Raw genomic sequence first — 17,674 nt, forward strand, 5'->3', positions numbered from 1 at the left:
CCACCAATCACATGAAAGGAATGCCGATGATTCGGAAGACCCGTACCTTGGGCGTCATCGCGACCCTGGGCGCCGGAGCACTCGTGCTCTCAGGATGCGCCACGAACGACGGCGGGGGCGCCGCCGAGAGCAAGGTGCTGAACTACGAAAGCTACTGGACGGAAGGCGAGCCCACGGCCGAGATCCTCAAAGAGGCAGCGGCGGATTTCGAGGAGTCGACCGGCGTGACCGTGAACATCCAATGGAAGGGTCGTGATCTCCCTGCGACACTTGCGCCGCTGCTGTCGTCGTCGAACCCCGATGTCGACATCGTCGACATGGCGTGCCCCTCGGTGCAGGCCAACCTCGACGCCACCGGCAACGCCGCCGATCTCTCATCGGTGCTCGAGGCGACGATCCCCGGCGAGGAGATGACGGTCGGGGAGTCGATGAGCGAGGCGGTGGTGGCGACCGGTCAAGAAGACGGCAGAACATTCTGCCTCCCGTACGAAGTGCTCTCCGACTCCGACTTCTGGTTCAATGCGGCGCGCTTCCCCGATTTGGTGGAGAGCCCTCCGACCACGTGGGACGAGTTCGATGCGATCCTGGCGGAGCAGGGCAAGGGCGCCCTCGCCCTCGACGGCACGATCGGCGGGTACGCAGCGTACTACTTCATCAACTTCGCCGTGAGCGCGGGGGGCAAGGGCGCGTACCTCGAAGCGGCGGGAGACGAGACGGGCCAGAGCTTCATCGACGACCCCGTGTATCTCGAGGCCGCCAAGAAGGTGCAAGAGCTGGTCGACTCGGGCGCCTTCGCCGACGGCTACACGGAGAGCAAGTTCCCTGCCATCCAGCAGAAGTGGGCGAACGACGAATCCGACTTCCTCCTCGTGGGCTCCTGGATCCCCTCCGAGGTCGCCCCTTACGCGGCAGAAGGCTTCGAGTACTCCTCGTTCCCGTTCCCGGCGCTCGCCGAAGGCGATGCGCGTGCGATGACCCTCGACTCCATCGGTTTCGGTGTACTCGAGAAGGCTCCCAATGTCGAGAACGCCAAGAAGTTCATCGAGTTCTTCGCGCAGAAGAAGTATCAGGACGAGATCGGTCAGATCGCAGTTCCGGTGCGGTCGGATGCCTCGGTGGCCGATAACCTTGCCAGCGTGCAGAAGGCACTGAACGACAGCGACGTCGTGAAGATCGCCTACGAGGACGGCGCGGCCGCCGCCTACCCGACCTGGGCGCAAGACGTGGGAGATCCGTTCACGCAGAAGCTGGTGCTCGGTGAGCTGAGCGCCGAGGAGTTCATCACGCAGATCGCCGAGGCGTCGAAGAACTTCTGGGCCAACCAGTAGCCACGGTCTGCGGGCGTGGGGCCGAGGCTCCACGCCCGCAGAACCCGGGAAGGAGAGACGGATGCCCGAGATCACCCCCCACCTGTCGGGTCGCACGGTGCTCGTCACCGGTGCCGGCGGCGGAGCCGTCGGGTCGGGAATCTGCGACGCGCTCGACCGCGCGGGCGCACGCCTCGTCGTGAACGACGTCGATGCCGACGCCGCACGTCAGGCGGCCAGCCGATACGACGGTGCCTTCGCCGTCGAGGGCGACATCTCGACCGCCACTGATGCGGCGCGCATCGTGGCGACAGCCGTGGAGCGGTCCGGTTCGATCGACGCACTCGTCAACAACGCGGGCGTCAACTTCGGCACCGCCGCGCACTTGGCGTCGGAAGAGGTGTTCGACCGGCTCTACGCGGTCGACGTGAAGGGGCTGTGGCTGATGAGCCGGAGCTTCGCCCAGCACCGCATCGCCCTCGGTGGCGGAGGCAGCATCCTCAACATCTCCTCGATCCATGCAGCCCGCACCCAGAACGGGTTCGCGCTCTACGCCGGCGCCAAGGCCGCTGTCGAAGGCCTCACCCGGGGTTTCGCCGTCGAGCTCGGCCGGTATCGCATCCGATGCAACGGTCTCGCACCGGGGGCGGTGCTCGACGAGGCGAAGGCGCACGACTACGGGGTCGGTGACGATCCCGTCGGTTGGGTGCGCGAACACACTCGTACCCGCCAGGTCATCGATCGGGCCGTTCTGCCCGTCGACATCGGCGAGGTCGCCGCCTTCCTCGTCTCCGACCAGGCGTGGGCTGTGGCCGGGCAGACCATCACCGTCGATGCCGGCCTGGGGCTTCTGCTCTACGACCGCGCCTTCACCGGCGACGTCTAGACGACGTGCCACCCATCCTCTCCGCTCTCGCTCATCTCAGGAATCACCGTGCTCATCACCGATGCCCCCATTTCCCCTGTCGACACCTCTGACGACGCGGCCCTGGCCCGCATCGAGCAGCGCCTGCTCTGGCTCTCGACCTCGATGATCCATCATGCCAATCGCGTGCGACCGAACGTCTCGGGCGTCAAGGTGGGCGGGCACCAGGCCTCCAGCGCTTCGATGGCGACCATCATGACCGAGCTCTGGTTCGAGCAGCTCCGCCCCGACGACCGGGTGTCGGTGAAACCCCATGCCTCGCCGATGCTGCATTCCATCGGTTTCCTGCTCGGAGAACTCGACGACCGGCAGATGACCACTCTTCGCGAGTTCGGCGGCATTCAAAGCTACCCGAGCCGCGCCAAGGATCCCGACACCGTCGACTACTCCACCGGATCGGTCGGCATCGGCGCGACCGCACCCATCTGGGGTGCGATCTCCCGCCGCTACTCGGCGACCCTGTCCGGCTCCACCACATCGGGTCGTCAGTACTCCCTGGTGGGCGACGCCGAGCTCGACGAGGGTGCGGTGTGGGAGGCCCTGCTCGACCCGCAGGTCGCCGACCTCGGTGAAGTCGTCTGGATCGTCGACCTCAACCGGCAGTCACTCGACCGCGTCGTGCCCAACATCGCCAGCGAGAAGCTGCAGCGCATGTTCGAGGCCGCCGGCTGGCAGGTGCTCACCGTGCCCTTCGGTCGACGGCTCGAGGAGCTCTTCACCCGCCCCGGGGGCGCGGCGTTGCGCCGCCGTATCCTCGACATGCCCAATCCGGAGTACCAGCGGCTGCTGCGCTGCCCCGCCTCCGAGCTGCGGCTCCGGCTGCCCGGCGGCACTGACGATGCGCCCGACATCGGCGCGCTGCTCGACGAGCTCGGCGACGATGAGCTGCTCGCCACCGTCCGCAACCTGGGAGGTCACGACATCGCTGCGCTTCGCCGAGCCTTCGCTGCGATCGACGACACCCGGCCGACGGCGATCATCGCCTACACCATCAAGGGTCACGGTCTCCCCGTGGAAGGGCACCCCCAGAACCATTCCTCCTTGCTGACGCACGAGCAGTACGCCGAACTCGCCGCGCGCTGTGGAACCGATGTCTCGACGCCCTGGGTGCGCTTCGATGCCGGATCGGCAGAGGGTCGCCTGTGTGCGGCGACGGCTGCGCGTCTGCGGCGGGAACCCGTCGTCGCGACAGCCGTGCCTGCCGTACCCACCGACTTCGGCCGCACGCCCACCACCGTCGGCACCACCCAAGCGGCGCTCGGGCGCGTGCTGCTCGACCTCACGCGTGCGGCACCGGAGGTGGCTCGGCGCGTCGTGACAGCCAGCCCTGACGTGAGCTCCAGCACCAACCTCGCCGGGTGGCTGAACAAAGTCGGGGTCTGGTCCACCCGCGACGATCGCCGCAACTGGTTCGACGACGATCCCGAGACCATCATGCACTGGCGGGAGAGGTCGAGCGGACAGCACATCGAGCTCGGTATCGCCGAGGTGAACCTGGTGAGTCTGCTGGGCGAGCTCGGCGCCACCTGGGAGCGTTGGGGGCAACCGCTGTTCCCGATCGGCGTGCTCTACGACCCGTTCGTCGAACGCGCTCTCGAACCGTGGTCGTACGGCATGTATGCAGGTGGGCAGTCGATCCTCATCGGCACACCCTCCGGGGTCTCACTCGCAGCCGAGGGCGGAGCCCACCAGTCGATCAAGACCCCGTCGATCGGCATCGAGCAGCCCGGTTGCGTCAGCTACGAGCCGGCCTTCGCCCTCGAGGTCGAATGGACCCTGCTCGCGGCGATGGGGCAGATGGCGCGGCCGGGGGGCCACTCCGCCTACTTGCGTCTGTCGACCAAGCCGGTGGAGCAGTCGCTCGCGGGGATGCCGGCCGACCCGGCTGCCCGGGAGCGTCGTCGCCGCCAGGTGGTCGCGGGCGGCTACCGCCTGCGTACTGCTCGAGCGCATCCGGCGGCGACCCTCGTCGCGATGGGCGCGATGGTTCCGGATGCGCTCACCGCCGCCGACCGTCTCGTGGCGCTCGGCCACGACGTCGACGTGGTGTGCGTCACGAGCCCTGGACTGCTCTTCGAGGCCGTGCAGGCACGTGGAGGAACCGGCGACGGTGAGAGCTGGATCCTCGACCAGGTGCTGCCGGGCGACCGGGCGGCGCCGATGGTCACGGTGCTCGACGGGCATCCCCATGCGCTCTCGTTCTTGGCGGGAGTGAACGCCGTTCCGGCCCGCCACCTCGGGGTGAGCCGCTTCGGGCAAGCAGGGGACCTCGCCGACGTGTACCGCTACCACGGCATCGACGCCGAGAGCATGATCAGAGCGGCGCTCGACCTCATCGGGTGAGATCTCCCGGCGGGGCGGGTCAGAGCACCTGGCCCTGGCCGAAGGTCCCGTCGTCGTCCGCCCGCCCGGCGACCAACACGGCGGACATTCCACGCGGCCGTTGCGCGGGCAGCTCATAGGTGCCCGTCTCGCCGAGGAGCAGCGGATCGAACAGCACGAGATCGGCGGCGAGGCCGGGCTCGATCCTTCCTCGCCCGGGCACGGAGAACCGCTCGGACGGCAGGGCGGTCATGCGGCTGATCACGCGCTCCAGAGTGAGACCGTCGGTGCCGCAGTAACGCTCGAGCACTCGGGGGAAGGTGCCGTACTGGCGCGGATGGGTCAGTCCGTCAGGGGAGGGCAGGCCGTCGCTGCCGATGAAGCAGGCCTCGTGCGCCAGGGCGAGCTTCACCGATTCGGGGTGCATCATGTGGATGATCGCAGAAGTCGACGGCGAGCGGTCGAGGATCATGGCGGCGGTCTGCTCGAGGGTCAGTCCGCGCTCCTCGGCCACATCGCTCAGCCAGCGCCCGGAGAGCTCGGGTTCGCCAGGAACCGAGGTGAGCTGCACGGTGCTCCTCGGCTCGCCGCGGTTCTCGTCGGCCCGGAGTGCCGGTAGCAGGGCCGTCGACCCGGCCGCGTAGGGGTACACGTCGAAGGTGATGTCGACCCCGGCTGCGCGCTCCGTATCGATGAGATCGAGCGCCCGTTCCATCCGGTCGACGCTCCCACGGCCCGTCGCCTTCAGGTGACTGATGTGCAGCCGGCAGGCGCTGCGGCGCGCGACGTCGATGACCTCGCGGAGGCTGGGGAGCAGTCGCGCGCCCTCGTCGCGCACGTGCACCGCGAACACCGCACCACGTGCGGCTAGACGTGCGGCCAACGTGACGAGTTCTTCGGGGTCCGCTGCGCTGCACGGCTCGTAGACGAGACCGGTCGACATTCCCGCCGCGCCCTGGTCGAGCGCGTCGTCGAGGAGTGCGGCAAGGCGCTGACGCCCGCCGGCATCGGCAGGTTCACGCTGATCAGGCAGTGCAGCGAGGTAGCGCAGCGCTGCATGAGCGACGAGCGGTCGCACGTTGCACTGCAGCGGGGCGGCGTCGAGCGCATCGACGAAGGAGGAGAAGCTCGGCAGCCGGGGCGGGGCAGGGAATCCCAGCACAGCCTTGAGATCGGCGGAGAGTCTGGCGTCGAGCTCGGGGCTGCCGGGCGCGATGCCGATGCCGCAGTTGCCGGTGACCACGGTGGTGACCCCCTGCTGGCGTTTGGGCCGGAGCCCGTGCTGGTGCAGCGCGGCGGTGTCGTCGTGGGCGTGGGTGTCGATGAATCCGGGAGAGAGCACCAGCCCGGAGGCATCGAGGACGTGGTCCGACTCGGAGCGGTCGACCCGTCCGACTGCTGCGATGCGCCCGGCCCGCACGCGCACGTCGGCGCAGTGAGACGGCCGCCCCGATCCGTCGACGACTGTCGCGCCGGCGATGACGTATCCCTCGAAGGGCAGACTGCTGTGCGCCGGTGGGGAGGCGCTCGGAGACGTCGGGGTCACGGGGTCAGCAGGTCGACACCGCCGGTGTACTGCTCCAGCGCGTCGGCGTCCCATTCGACGCCGAGTCCCGCAGCCGAGGGCACGGCGAGCTGCCCGTCGCTGTCGAGGGTCCAGCCGCCCACGGTGAGGTCGTCGATGTAGGCCGACCCCGTGCAGTACTCGACGAGGTCGGTGAACCGCAGCGCCGCGGCGATGTGCAGGTCGGCAGCGAGCCCGACCGCGGTGTTCCAGCCGTGCGGCACGAGCTTCACCCCGGCGTCTTCGGAGCGACGCCCGACGGCCATCAACTCGTCGATTCCGCCCACCTTGGTGACATCGGGCTGCACGATGTCGAAGGCGCCGCGATCGACGTAGGGGCTGAAGGTTTGACGACGGGTGAGGGTCTCCCCGCCGCTGATGGGCACGGGTGAGGCGTCGGAGAGACGCACGAACCCGTCGATGTCATCGGGATTCAGAGCCTCCTCGAACCAGGCGACATCGTGATCGGCGAGCATGCGGGCCGTGTCGAGGGCCCACCGCACGCCGTTGTGCCAGTATCCGTCGCTCCCGCCGGCGTCGACCGCGAGGAGCGCGCCGGGGCCGATCGCCTCTCGCGCCGTGCGCACGAGGAGCTCGTCGGTGCCCGAGTCGTCGCGCCCGAAGCGCCCCCAACCGATCTTGAAGGCGGTGAACCCCTGGGCCGACAGAGCGAGCAGGTTGTCGCGCATGAGGCCGGGCTCGTCCATCAAGAGCGAGGCGTAGGGACGCACCCGGTCGCGGTAGTCGCCGCCGATCAATCGCGAGACGGGAGCGTTCCAGGCCTGGCCCGCGAGATCCCAGAGGGCGATGTTGATCCCACTGATGGCGTGGGTGATCGACCCGCCGCGGCCCATCCAGAAGGTGTGCTGGTGCAGTTCCTCGGTCATCGCCGGGGGTGAGGTGAACTCCCGCCCGACGATGAGCTCGCTGAGCACCTCGATGGCGCCGCGCACCAGCGCTTCGTGGGTGAAGACGCTGCCGAGCCCCACCCGCCCGTCGTCCGTGTGCACCGAGACGAGTGTGTGCAGCGAGGAGTCGGGCCGCAATTCCATCGTCCACCCGCCGCGCGGGGTCGCCCCGCGTAGGCCGGCGATACGGATCTCGCGAATCTTCATCAGTGTTCCTCGTTCCTCGTGCAGCGGGCCGCTCTGCCCCGACCCATCATGACATAAACTGTTAACAGTTAACTGTGATGCAAAGGAGGGCGCATGCCCGACCATCCGACTCAGGCGACCCGGGTCTCTCAGCTGCTCGAGGCGACGGGGTCTCATCCCACCCCTCTCCTGGTGGTGCGGGAACAGACCTTGCGCTCGAACATCGATCGGATGCAGTCACTCGCCGAGGCGCGAGGCGTGCGGCTCAGGCCTCACCTGAAGACCCACAAGTCGACCTTCGTCGCGGGACTCCAGCGCGACCGGGGGGCGTCGGCGGTGACGGTCGCGACACTGGGTGAGGCGGAGGTGTTCGCCGCAGCGGGCCACCGAGACATCCTTGCGGCCTTCGCGCCCGTCGACCACGCGAAGAGCGCACGTTACGAGCGGCTTGCCACAGCGGCGAGGCTCACCTTCTGCGTCGACCATGTCGAGGGCGTCGCGCGGGTCGCCGAACTCGCCCGAACCACGGGGGTCGAGATCGGCTTCTACTGGGAGCTCGACACCGGGAGTTCTCGATCGGGCACGCACCCCGATCGCACCTGGGATGCTGTGCGTGCCGCCATCGAATCCCACCCGGCGGCGAGGTTCGCCGGCCTGATGAGCTTCGGCGGTCACCTGTACGCGGCCGAGTCGCCTGACGCCGCCGCGGCGGCGGCTCGCCGTGACGCGCGGACCATCGGTGCGGTGTTCGAGCTCGCGACCACCGACGGATTCACGCCCCCGGCGGTGAGCGTCGGTGCGACTCCCGCGGCGGACGCCCTGATCTCCGACCAGCGCGTGACGGAACTCCGGGCGGGAAACTACGTCTACAACGACGCCACGCAGGTGGCCCTCGGCTCGGTCTCGGAGTCGGAGTGCGCGCTGTTCGTCGTCGGAACGGTCACCGGGCGCCCTGCACCCGGCCGAGCGCTGATCGATGCCGGCTCGAAGGCGATCCCGAAAGAGATCATGTCGTCGCTCACGACGGGGTTCGGCATCGTCGTCGGGCATCCGGAGCTGGTGATCACCCGGCTCTATGAGGAGGTCGGGGTGATCGAGGGGCCCGCCTCGGCGATCGATGCACTCGGAGTCGGCGAGAGGGTGGCGGTGATTCCCAACCACAGTTGCTCGGCGAGCGTGCTCTATCCCGAATTCGTCCTCGTCGCGCAAGACGGGACGACGAGGGCGGTGGCGATCGATGCACGAGACCACTGAGGCAGCGTCGCCCACGGATTCCCGGAGCGCTGCGATCCTCGTCGCCGGCCGCGGCTCCGAAGGGGGGCTCTACCGCGTCGCGGGATCGGAGGCCCTTCGCATGGATGCAGTGGCCGACCTCGCCGCGCTGTGCGAGCATCCTCGTCTGCCCGTCGTCTTCGGGCTGTCGGCCGCCGGCGGCGGAACGCTCCTGGTCTGGGGCCTCGAGGGCGACGCTGCCAGGCGCCTGGCCGCTGTGGCGATCGGCTACGAGGAGGCCTGTCACCTCGCGATCTCGCCCGACGGGACCCTCCTCGTGGTCGTGGCGTACGGCGGTGCTGATGGAGGAGTTCTGCGACTGTGGGCCCTCGATCCGAACGGAGTGCCGATCGGCGATGGTGAAGTGGTCAAGCTCCAAGGCGCGAGCGGGGTCGACGCCGAACGGCAGGACGCCCCGCACCCTCACCAGGCGGTCTTCCTCGGTGACACGGTGCTCGTGCCCGACCTGGGCGCCGACCTCGTGCGCCTGTTCGACGTCGAGAACGGATCGCTCGTCGAACGCCCCGGGGTGGCGGTGCCGGCAGGAACGGGGCCGCGGCACCTCGTCGTGCTCGGCGAGGACCGCTCGGGCGGGGGCGTGCTCGTGGCCGTGAGCGGAGAACTGAGTTCGACGGTGCTGGTGGGGCGGTTGGGTGCCGGGGTCACGACGTGGAAGACGACCCCGAGTTCGGCGAATTCGGAGGCCGTTTCCCGAGGCGAGGCGGGCGGGGGCAATTACCCGAGCGATATCGCGGCCTCGCCCGACCGAACCCACGTCTATGTCGCCAACCGTGGAGCTGACACGGTGGCCGTGTTCGAGATCGCGGGTGATGCGCCGGTGCTTCGTGCCGAGCTCACGACAGGTGCGGCGTGGCCGCAGCACCTGTCGGTGACGAGCGACCGGATGCTCGTGGCCTGGTGGCACTCGTCGCTCGTGAGCGTCACGAACCTGGTCGCGGGCGTTCCCGAGGGTGCGACCCGATCGTTCGCGGTACCCGAGCCGGGCTGGTTGCTGGAGCGGTCCCATCGCTCGTGATCCCGGCACTGACTCGCGCCGGCTCATCGAGCTGACGTCGACAGGACTCATCGCTCGTGTCGACCTGACGCGGGGCGCGCGAATCACTTCTCTCGAACATGCGGGGTGCCCGGGCAACATCCTCCTCGAGAGTCCACCGTCGGCCGCCCACGGTGATATCGGCGGATGGTTCGAGTTGCTCCCGAACGCCGGTCCCGAATCGCTCGACCCGCGCGTTCCCCGGCACGGCGACGTGAGGGACGTGCGGTGGCGCCTGATCGACCTGGCGAGGTGTGGTGCCGGCCAGCTGCTGGTCGTCGCGACCACCAGCAGCTCCCTGCCGATTCGCGCGACCCGCTCCATCTTCCTCGAGGGCGACCGGCTCGAGGTGCGCACCCGACTCGAGAACACGGGTGGGCTCGTCGTGCCGTATCTGCTCGGGCAGCACATCACGTTCGGCCCGAGGCTCCTCGACGACGAGCTGCAGATCGACCTGCCATCCCCCTCCGGCCGCGGAAGAGAGGTCTCGCGGATCGTACCTCCCGATCGACGAATGCTTTTCGCTCCGAGCGGCGACGGGCGAGCAGAGCTCCGCACCACGAGCCGTCGCGTCATCGTGGAGTGGGACGTCGTCACCTACCCTGCGATGTGGCTGTGGGTCGAAGATCCCGGGCCGACGGCCGCGCACGACGGGCCGAGGGCCATCGCGGTGGAGCCCCAGTCGGCGCTCACGCCCTCGCTCGACGGCGCCCTTGCGGCCGGGGAGGCCCCGTGGCTCCGGCCCGGCACACCTCTCGAGACCTGGGTGAGCCTGACCCTCCTGCCGCGGCGCAGGAAAGCGCCAGGGCCTTCGACCAACGCGGGCGTCACAACCCGATCGTGAGCCTGACCCCCTCCATCACCCGGGCCATCAAGTGGAGCGGCACACGCCCTGCGGGGTAGGGCTCGATGAACTCGCGGCTCACGGGCCCGAGCTGCGACACGACTGCTACCGAGTCCTTCTCGAGCCCCGAGGCCTCTGCGGGCAGCAGCACGTTGCCCGGAAAGGCCTCCAGCGTGGTGTTCGAGGTCAGCGGCACCACGACGACGGTGTTGATCGTGGTGGCGAGCAGCCACTCCTCCTGCAGCACGATCGCGGGTCGCACCTTCGCCGACTCCGACCCGCGGGGCGACCCGAAGTCGACCCAGACGATGTCGGCGCGAGCGATCACCACTCGGTGTGCTCCAGCATCCGTCGTTCTGCCGCGCGCTCGAACTCGCCGTCGGCCGAGGGCTGGCCGGCCCGGGCGATGACCGCGTCGGCGAGGCGGGTGAGCTCCTTGTCGCCGTCGAGCTCGTCGGCATACCGGCTCGCGGCCGCGCGGAAGAACTCCGAGCGGTTCATCCCGTGCCTCGCGGCGACCCGGTCGAACCGTTCGAAGTCATCGTCGGGGAGCGAGATGGCGGTCTTCATGGGATGAAGTACAACGGGTTATACCGGGCCATCCCAGCCCTGCCGCGCAGGAGTGTGGCGCGCGCCACGTTGGCAGGGGGACGCGCGCCACGGCTGGTGCCCGCCCCTCAGGGGGCGGGAGTGGGCGCGGGGCGCGCGCCCCGGCGGTTGGGGGCCTCGACGGGGGCGGCGTCGAGGTAGCTGCGTGCGCGCACCGCATCCGTCTCGTCGACGAAGAACAGCGCGAGGCGAGCGGATGCAGCGGGCGGCTCGATCGTGAGCGTCACCGGAGCGCCCAGCACGAAGGGCGACACCGCAGGGACCGCGGCGGAGGAGGCTTCACCGTGGGGCGACGCCGGCAGCGGCGCGCCCGCCGCGATCCACGCGGCCTCGACTCGCCCGGCCACCGCATCCGCCCCGTGGTGCGACACGCGCACCGTCAGCTCGAACGCCTCGAGAGGCACCTCGATGTCGGCGCCGGCCGCACGCGGCACGAGGTCGACGACGAGCACGGTGTCGGCGTTCACGTCGGCGGGGCGGAGGCCGCCCCAGTCTTTGCGGCGGCGGTCGGCGTCGAGAAGGCCGGCGTTCTCGTGCTCGACGTCGGCGAGCTCGGTGTACACGTAGCCCGAGTAGCGGTCGTGCCGGCGCAGCTCCTGGGTCTGCCAGCGCAGGTGCCAGGCGCGTTCGAGGCTGGTGTAGCCCTCGCCGTATTCGCTGTTGAGCAGCGGCACGCCCGTGCGCGGGAACTCGTCCGACCCGTAAAGGCTCTTGTCGACAACGAAGTCGGGCCCGAGCTTCACGGGGAACGCCTCTCGCACCCCGGTGGCGAGGTCGCGCACGTTCTCGGCCCAGGTCGCGGGGTCTGGTTCGTAGTAGTGCCAGTCGACGAGGTCGCTCTTCACGTGCGCCCAGCCCGAGTTCTCGACCAGCGGGCGGGTGTGGTCGAGGGCCGCCATCGTGTCGTAGGCGTGAGCGGCGGCCTCGGCGCGGCGGCGGCTGCCCGGGATGTCCCAGTCGAGCCCCCACTCCTCGTTGTACAGCCCCCACACCACGATCGACGGATGATTGCCGTCGCGTCGCACCATCGGCTCCAGTTGGTCTTCGAACAGGGCCGCTGCCTCGGGGCTGAAGCGGCTGGGCGCTGCGGGCTCGGCCCAGACGAGCATGCCGAGCTCGTCGGCGCGGTGGAGCCACCGCGGCTCCTCGAGCTTGAGGTGCTTGCGCACCATCGTGTAGCCGAGCTCGCGGGCGAGATCGAGGTCGGCGAGCAGCGCTTCGTCGCTCGGTGCGGTGAGGCCCGTCTCGGGCCAGTAGCCCTGGTCGAGCACGCCGCGCAGGTACAGGCGGTCGCCGTTCAGGCGCAGCCCGCCGTCGTTCCATTCGAGGGAGCGAAGTCCGGTGGTGGCGACGACCCGGTCGGCCCCGGCGCCTTCGCCCACGATCACCTCGACGCGGTACAGGTGCGGGTCGGCCGGCGACCACAGCTGCGGCGAGCCGATCTCGAGGCGCCCGCTTGCGCGGCCGGCCGCGTCGGCGGTGAGGCGCAGCTCGGCGTCGACGGGGTGCAGGCCGCCCGCAGCATCCGTTGCTGACTCAGCACGCGCATCCGTCGCCACCCCGGCCGCAGGAGCCGCCCCTTCACCCAGCACCCGGGTGCGCACCGCGGCCCCCGCGGGAGCATCACCCGCCAGCTCCACAGCGACGTCGATCCCCTTGAGACTGTCCCCCCGCAGCGTCACCGACCGCGCGTACGTGCGCCCCCGCGCCTCCACCCACACGCTCTGCCAGATGCCCGAGGTGGGGGTGAACGACACCCCGTCGTAGTCGTCGCGGGGGATCGACCGCTGCTTGCCGTGCACGATCGACCGCTTGTCGGCCGGTGACTCCACGGCGACCTCGAGCACCGCATCCCGCCCGGCGGTGAGGTGCGAGGTCACGTCGAACTCGAAGGAGGTGTACCCGCCGACGTGGGTGCCGACGACGACGCCGTCGATCGAGACGGTGGCGCGGTGGTGCACGGCGCCGAAGCAGAGCACGACCCGGGCATCCGCCCAGGAGGCGGGCACCGCGAGCGCCCGCCGGTAGGTCGCCGCCTCGAGCCAGGTGCGCTCGATGCCCGAGGCTGGGGTCTCCCAGGCGAAGGGCACGGTGATGCGGGCCTCGCCGTCGATGCTCGAGAAGTCCCACTCGCCGTTGAGGCTCTGCCAGCGCTCCGAGCGGTCGAGGTCGGGGCGCGGGTACTCGCCCTTCGGCACGAGCAAGGGCGGCACGGCGGGCGCGGCGCCCGACGCGGAGTCGGCCGAAGAGGCCGACGAGGCCGCAGCAGCCGAGGGGGAGGGGGATGCGAGTTCTGTCGCGATGGTCATGGGTGGTTCAGCCCTTCACGCTTCCAGCGAGGATTCCGTTGATGAAATGGCGCTGCAGTGCGATGAAGAGCACGAGCAGCGGGATGAGGGCGACCGAGCTGGCGGCGAGCAGCTCACCGGTCACGGTCGCGTAGTCGGCACCGATGCGGTTGCCGGTGATGTTCTGGGAAAGGGTCGACAAGACGACCTGCAGCGTCGCCATGCGCTCCGACGAGGCGATCACCACCGGCCAGACGAAGTCGTTGTAGATGTTCATGACGGTGAGCACCGCGAGCCCCGCGAGCCCGGGCCTGATCACCGGCAGCACGATGCGCCAGAAGATGCCGAACTCGCTGCACCCGTCGACGCGTGCCGCGTCGAGCAGTTCGTCGGGCACGGCGCTGATGACCTGGCGCATCCAGAAGATGGCGAAGGCGTCGACGGCCCCGGGCAGGATGAGCGCCTGGTAGGTGTTCACCCACCCCAGCTCCTTCATCTCCAGCAGCAGCGGGATGATGAGCACGATCGTCGGCAGCATCAGACTGATGAGCACCGCGCCGAAGATGAGGTTCTTGCCGATGAAGGAGTACTTCGCGAAGGCGAAGGCCGCGAGCGGGGCGAAGAACAGCGTGATGGCGCCTTTGAACACGAGCACGATCGCGGTGTTCACGAACCCGGATGCGATGGGCACGTCGGCGAACATCGCCGTGTAGTTGTCGAGGGTGAAGGTCGACGGGTCGAACAGCAGAGGCGAGCGGATGATGTCGTTCGCCGGTTTGAACGCCGACAGCAGCGCCCAGGCCACCGGCGCGAGGAACGCGACGGTGAGCAGCACGAGGAACAGCTGCGAGCCGATCGCAGGCCGCGAGCGCCGCGACGGGTTGCGGGTGACGGCGGTGGCTGGGGAGCGGGTGTCGTTCGCGCTCCGCGGTGTGGTGAGTGCGGTCATCCGTCAGTCCTTCGCTCGCAGAAGTCGCACGAACAGCAGCGACAGCGCCATGACGATGATCACGAGCAGGAAGGAGTTGGCGGCTCCCGTGCCGAGGTCGGCGCGCGTGATGTGGTTGTAGAGGTAGTAGCCGGCCGTGGTGGTGGAGTTGTACGGCCCGCCCTGGGTGACCACGAACGGCTCGGCGAACATCTGGAACACCGCGAGCGTCTGCAGCACGACCGCGAACATGATGGTGCGCCGCAACAGCGGAACGGTGATGCTCCAGAGCGTGCGCAGCCTGCTCGACCCGTCGAGCGACGCGGCCTCGTAGACGGACGAGTCGATCGACTGCAGGCCCGACAGCAGGATGATGATGATGAACCCCGTCGTCTTCCACAGGAACAGCAGTGCGAGTGTCGGCTTCGCCCACTCGCTCGTGGTGAGCCATCCGACATCCGGAAGCCCCACCAGCCCGAGCAGGCCGTTCACCGCGCCGTAGTTCGTGTCGAACACGACCACCCAGATCTGCGCCACCGCCACCAGCGGGGTGACGAAGGGCACGATGAACGCCACCCGGTAGAAGCCGCGCAGGCGCAGTTTCGCGTTGTCGAGCAGCACCGCGGCGACGAGGGCGATCACGAGCTGCGCGGGGATGATGAGCAGCCACAGCACGCCCGAGTTCGCGAGCGAGTTCCAGAACCCGGGACTCGTCAGCAGGTAGGTGTAGTTGTCCCAGCCCACCCATTCCGCCGCGCCTGAGCCTCGCCAGTTGGTGAAGCTCAGGCGGGCGGTGAAGATGAGCGGGTAGACGCTGAACGCGAGGAACACCGCGACGAACGGGAGCACGAACAGATAAGGAGCCAGTCTGCGCCGGGCCCGCGCGGCGGTCATCACGGTCATGGTCTGCTGCGCCGCCCTACTGCCGGTCGATCAGGTTGGTCTGGATCTCGTCGCTCGACTGCTCCAGCACCTGGCTCGGTGTGAGTTCGCCGTCGAGCATGCGCTGCATGTTCGTGCCGAGGTAGTCGACGGCACCCGCCCACCACGACGGTGTCGGAACGCTCGCCGGGATCTCGGCGCCCGCCTTGGTGGCCACGGCCCAGAGGTCTTGGCCGCCGAGCGCGGGCACCGGCTCGAACAGTGGCGTGCTCGGGTCGGCGGCGGGCAAGTAGCTCGGGATCGAGGTGTTGAGCCCGGCCGGGTAGACCGAGTTCGGGCCCCAGACGGTGCTGTAGCCGGCCTCGTCGAACATCAGGAAGCTGTAGAACAGCGCGGCGAGCTCGGGGTTCTCGGCGTCTTTCGGGATGGCGAACGACGAGCCGCCCATCGCCCCGCTGCGCGCGCCGCCGTCTTCCCAGGCCGGGAGCGGCATGGCGCGCCAGTCGCCCTGGGTCTCGGTGAGCAGCTGCTGCGGGGCGAAGTCGAACCAGATCGCCCAGGGGTAGAACACCTGGTTGCCGTTCTCGAGCTCGGCGATGTCGGTGGGGCCGAGGTACTCGGCGCGGGTGCCGAGCCCCTCCTTCTGCACGGTGTCGAGGTAGGTGAGGATCTGCTCGTACTCGGGGCTGTCGAGTCGCAGCTGGCCGTCGGCGTCGGCGAGGCTGGTGCCGAGCTGACTGGCGTACATCTCGAGCTGCAGCTGCCCGAGGAAGGGCGACTGCTCGAGGTGGATGGGGGCAGCGCTCGGCACCGCCTGCTTGTAGGCGCGCGCCGCGTCGAGCAGCTCGTCGTAGGTGGTGATCGTCGTCGCGTCGACCCCGGCTGCTTCGAGCGCCGTGGCGTTGTAGTAGAGCAGGCCCGGGTTCGAGTCGAAGGGCACTCCGTAGATGCCGCCGTCGACGGTGTTGACGTCGAGCTTCTGCGGCGCGATGTCGCCCGAGTACGGGGCGAGCACGTCGGAGAGGTCCCAGAGGTAGTCGCTGAAGCCGGCGATCTTCGCGTCGTCGAGGAAGACGCCGTCGGGAACGTCGGTGCCCGTGATGAGCGTGTTCTGCAGCTTCGCGTCGATGTCGACCGACTCGTGGTTCACCTTCACGTCGGGGTACTTCTCGTTGAAGTCGGCGATGGCCTCGTCGAACACCTCGAACAGGTCGCCCGACCTGTCCCAGATGGTGATCTCGCCCGAGGGAGATTCCTCGGCCGGGAGCTGGAGCAGGTCGGCGGCGGAGTCGGTGGGGGAGGCGGAGCCGATGTCGGGGCCGCAGGCCGTCAGCCCGACGGCGACGGCGGCGGCGAGGCCGAGCGCGGCGGCCCGGCTCGCCACTCGGGGCAGGTGCTGGTGCAAGGGGACACTCCTTCGTGACTGTGCGTTTGCCAACGTAGGCAAAACTGTAGCCCGTGTTTGCACACGATGCAAACGCTATGCTGGCGGCATCCGACATTCCGTTCGAGTGCAAGGAGGCTGAGGCATGCCGGCAACGCTGCGCGACGTCGCCGAGCGGGCGAGCGTCTCCATCCGCACCGTCTCGAACGTCGTGAGCGGCTACGAGCACGTCAGCGATCGGATGCGCGCCCGCGTGCTCAAGGCCATCGACGAGCTCGACTACCGGCCCAATCCGGTCGCCCGCACCCTGCGCACCGGTCGCACGGGGGTGCTCGCGCTCGTGGTGCCCGAGATCGACGTGCCCTACTTCAGTCAGCTGGCACGCGACGTCATCAACGCGGCCGGCGAGCTCGGCTACCGGGTGATGATCGACCAGACCGGGCACGACCATCAACGGGAGCGCGAACTGCTCACCGGCGGCGATCGCACCATGCTCTTTGACGGCATCCTGTTCAGCCCGCTCGTCACCCAGGCGGAGCTGCGCGAGATGAACGCCCGCAGCGGCATGCCGCTCGTGCTGCTCGGGGAGCACGACTTCGACGGGCGCTTCGACCACGTGGCGATCGACAACGTGCAGGCCGCCGCCGACGCGGTTCTGCACCTCGCCGCCGCGGGCCGCACCCGCATCGGCGCCATCGGCACCCAGCCCGCCGAGGGCTACGCGACGCCGCAGCAGCGCACCGCCGGGTACCGGCAGGCGCTCGCCGCCGCGGGACTCGACTTCGTGCCCTCGCTCACCCGGCCTGCCGCCCACTACAGCCGCGCCGACGGATACACCGCGGCGCGCGAGCTGCTCGCCTCGGCCGAGGCCCCTGATGCGATCTTCTGCTACTCAGACCTGCTCGCCATGGGTGCGATGCGCGCCGTCTTCGACGCGGGGCTGCGCGTTCCCGACGACATCGCGATCGTCGGCATCGACGACATCGAGGAGGGCCGCTACTCCAGGCCCTCGCTGAGCACCGTGTCGCTCGACACCCCGTTCATCGCGGCGCAGGCCGTGGCGCGCATCGCCGAGCGCATCGACGACCCCGACCGCGAGGCCGTCGAGGTGGTCGCGCCCCACCGCCTCATCGTGCGCGAGAGCAGCTGAGGGGCGGGCACGCGCCGATGGCGCCCCGCACGAGTGCGAGGCGCCATCGGG

The 17,674-nt window shown here is 69.4% G+C and carries 15 protein-coding genes; 7 read left to right on the forward strand and 8 right to left on the reverse strand.

From position 1 onward, the window contains the following. The first annotated feature begins 26 nt into the window (after positions 1–26). The 3 genes from ABFY20_RS01340 (at position 27) to ABFY20_RS01350 (ending at position 4,575) form a co-directional block, all read left to right on the forward strand. Entirely contained in the window at positions 27–1,328 is a 1,302-nt protein-coding gene (locus ABFY20_RS01340) for an ABC transporter substrate-binding protein (protein ID WP_368498151.1), read from the forward strand. 61 nt (positions 1,329–1,389) lie between these two features. After that, positions 1,390–2,193 carry an SDR family NAD(P)-dependent oxidoreductase gene (locus tag ABFY20_RS01345; protein ID WP_368498152.1) on the forward strand — a complete coding sequence of 268 codons (804 nt, stop codon included), beginning with the start codon at positions 1,390–1,392 and terminating at the stop codon, positions 2,191–2,193. Between the two features lie 54 nt (positions 2,194–2,247). Continuing rightward, positions 2,248–4,575 carry a pyruvate dehydrogenase gene (locus tag ABFY20_RS01350; RefSeq protein WP_368499845.1) on the forward strand — a complete coding sequence of 776 codons (2,328 nt, stop codon included), beginning with the start codon at positions 2,248–2,250 and terminating at the stop codon, positions 4,573–4,575. Between the two features lie 19 nt (positions 4,576–4,594). Here the strand turns inward: ABFY20_RS01350 and ABFY20_RS01355 are convergent, their stop codons facing one another. After that, positions 4,595–6,100: an amidohydrolase family protein gene (locus ABFY20_RS01355; RefSeq protein ID WP_368498153.1), complete on the reverse strand. Its 1,506-nt coding sequence runs from the start codon at positions 6,098–6,100 to the stop codon at positions 4,595–4,597. Further along, positions 6,097–7,233, reverse strand: coding sequence for a mandelate racemase/muconate lactonizing enzyme family protein (locus ABFY20_RS01360; protein ID WP_368498154.1), 1,137 nt, complete (start codon positions 7,231–7,233; stop codon positions 6,097–6,099). The genes ABFY20_RS01355 and ABFY20_RS01360 overlap by 4 nt, the downstream gene beginning before the upstream one ends. 93 nt (positions 7,234–7,326) lie before the next feature. On the opposite strand from ABFY20_RS01360, the gene ABFY20_RS01365 reads away from it, so the two are divergent. The 3 genes from ABFY20_RS01365 (at position 7,327) to ABFY20_RS01375 (ending at position 10,382) form a co-directional block, all read left to right on the forward strand. Continuing rightward, on the forward strand, positions 7,327–8,466 hold the full coding sequence (locus ABFY20_RS01365) for an alanine racemase (protein WP_368498155.1): 1,140 nt from the start codon (positions 7,327–7,329) through the stop codon (positions 8,464–8,466). Then, positions 8,450–9,520, forward strand: coding sequence for a lactonase family protein (locus ABFY20_RS01370; protein WP_368498156.1), 1,071 nt, complete (start codon positions 8,450–8,452; stop codon positions 9,518–9,520). Before ABFY20_RS01365 ends, ABFY20_RS01370 begins: the two co-directional genes overlap by 17 nt. A gap of 175 nt (positions 9,521–9,695) precedes the next feature. Further along, positions 9,696–10,382: a hypothetical protein gene (locus tag ABFY20_RS01375; protein WP_368498157.1), complete on the forward strand. Its 687-nt coding sequence runs from the start codon at positions 9,696–9,698 to the stop codon at positions 10,380–10,382. On the opposite strand, the gene ABFY20_RS01380 is transcribed toward ABFY20_RS01375, so the two are convergent. The 6 genes from ABFY20_RS01380 to ABFY20_RS01405 all read right to left on the reverse strand — a co-directional run bounded on the left by ABFY20_RS01380 (position 10,366) and on the right by ABFY20_RS01405 (position 16,494). Then, positions 10,366–10,713, reverse strand: coding sequence for a type II toxin-antitoxin system PemK/MazF family toxin (locus tag ABFY20_RS01380; protein WP_368498158.1), 348 nt, complete (start codon positions 10,711–10,713; stop codon positions 10,366–10,368). The genes ABFY20_RS01375 and ABFY20_RS01380 overlap by 17 nt on opposite strands. Continuing rightward, a complete protein-coding gene (locus ABFY20_RS01385) occupies positions 10,707–10,952 on the reverse strand; it encodes a CopG family ribbon-helix-helix protein (protein ID WP_368498159.1) in 246 nt (81 codons plus the stop codon). Before ABFY20_RS01385 ends, ABFY20_RS01380 begins: the two co-directional genes overlap by 7 nt. A gap of 107 nt (positions 10,953–11,059) precedes the next feature. Then, entirely contained in the window at positions 11,060–13,300 is a 2,241-nt protein-coding gene (locus ABFY20_RS01390) for a glycoside hydrolase family 2 protein (protein WP_368498160.1), read from the reverse strand. A 7-nt stretch (positions 13,301–13,307) separates the two neighbouring features. Next, positions 13,308–14,228, reverse strand: coding sequence for a carbohydrate ABC transporter permease (locus ABFY20_RS01395; protein WP_368498161.1), 921 nt, complete (start codon positions 14,226–14,228; stop codon positions 13,308–13,310). Between the two features lie 3 nt (positions 14,229–14,231). Beyond that, entirely contained in the window at positions 14,232–15,110 is an 879-nt protein-coding gene (locus ABFY20_RS01400; protein WP_368498162.1) for a carbohydrate ABC transporter permease, read from the reverse strand. A gap of 16 nt (positions 15,111–15,126) precedes the next feature. Continuing rightward, positions 15,127–16,494 (reverse strand): ABC transporter substrate-binding protein, encoded by a 1,368-nt coding sequence (locus ABFY20_RS01405; RefSeq protein ID WP_368498163.1) that lies wholly within the window; start codon positions 16,492–16,494, stop codon positions 15,127–15,129. A 124-nt stretch (positions 16,495–16,618) separates the two neighbouring features. On the opposite strand from ABFY20_RS01405, the gene ABFY20_RS01410 reads away from it, so the two are divergent. Beyond that, positions 16,619–17,623 carry a LacI family DNA-binding transcriptional regulator gene (locus ABFY20_RS01410; protein ID WP_368498164.1) on the forward strand — a complete coding sequence of 335 codons (1,005 nt, stop codon included), beginning with the start codon at positions 16,619–16,621 and terminating at the stop codon, positions 17,621–17,623. The last annotated feature ends 51 nt before the right edge of the window (positions 17,624–17,674 follow it).

The sequence above is a fragment of the Herbiconiux sp. A18JL235 genome (genome assembly GCF_040939305.1).
Lineage (GTDB): Bacteria > Actinomycetota > Actinomycetes > Actinomycetales > Microbacteriaceae > Herbiconiux.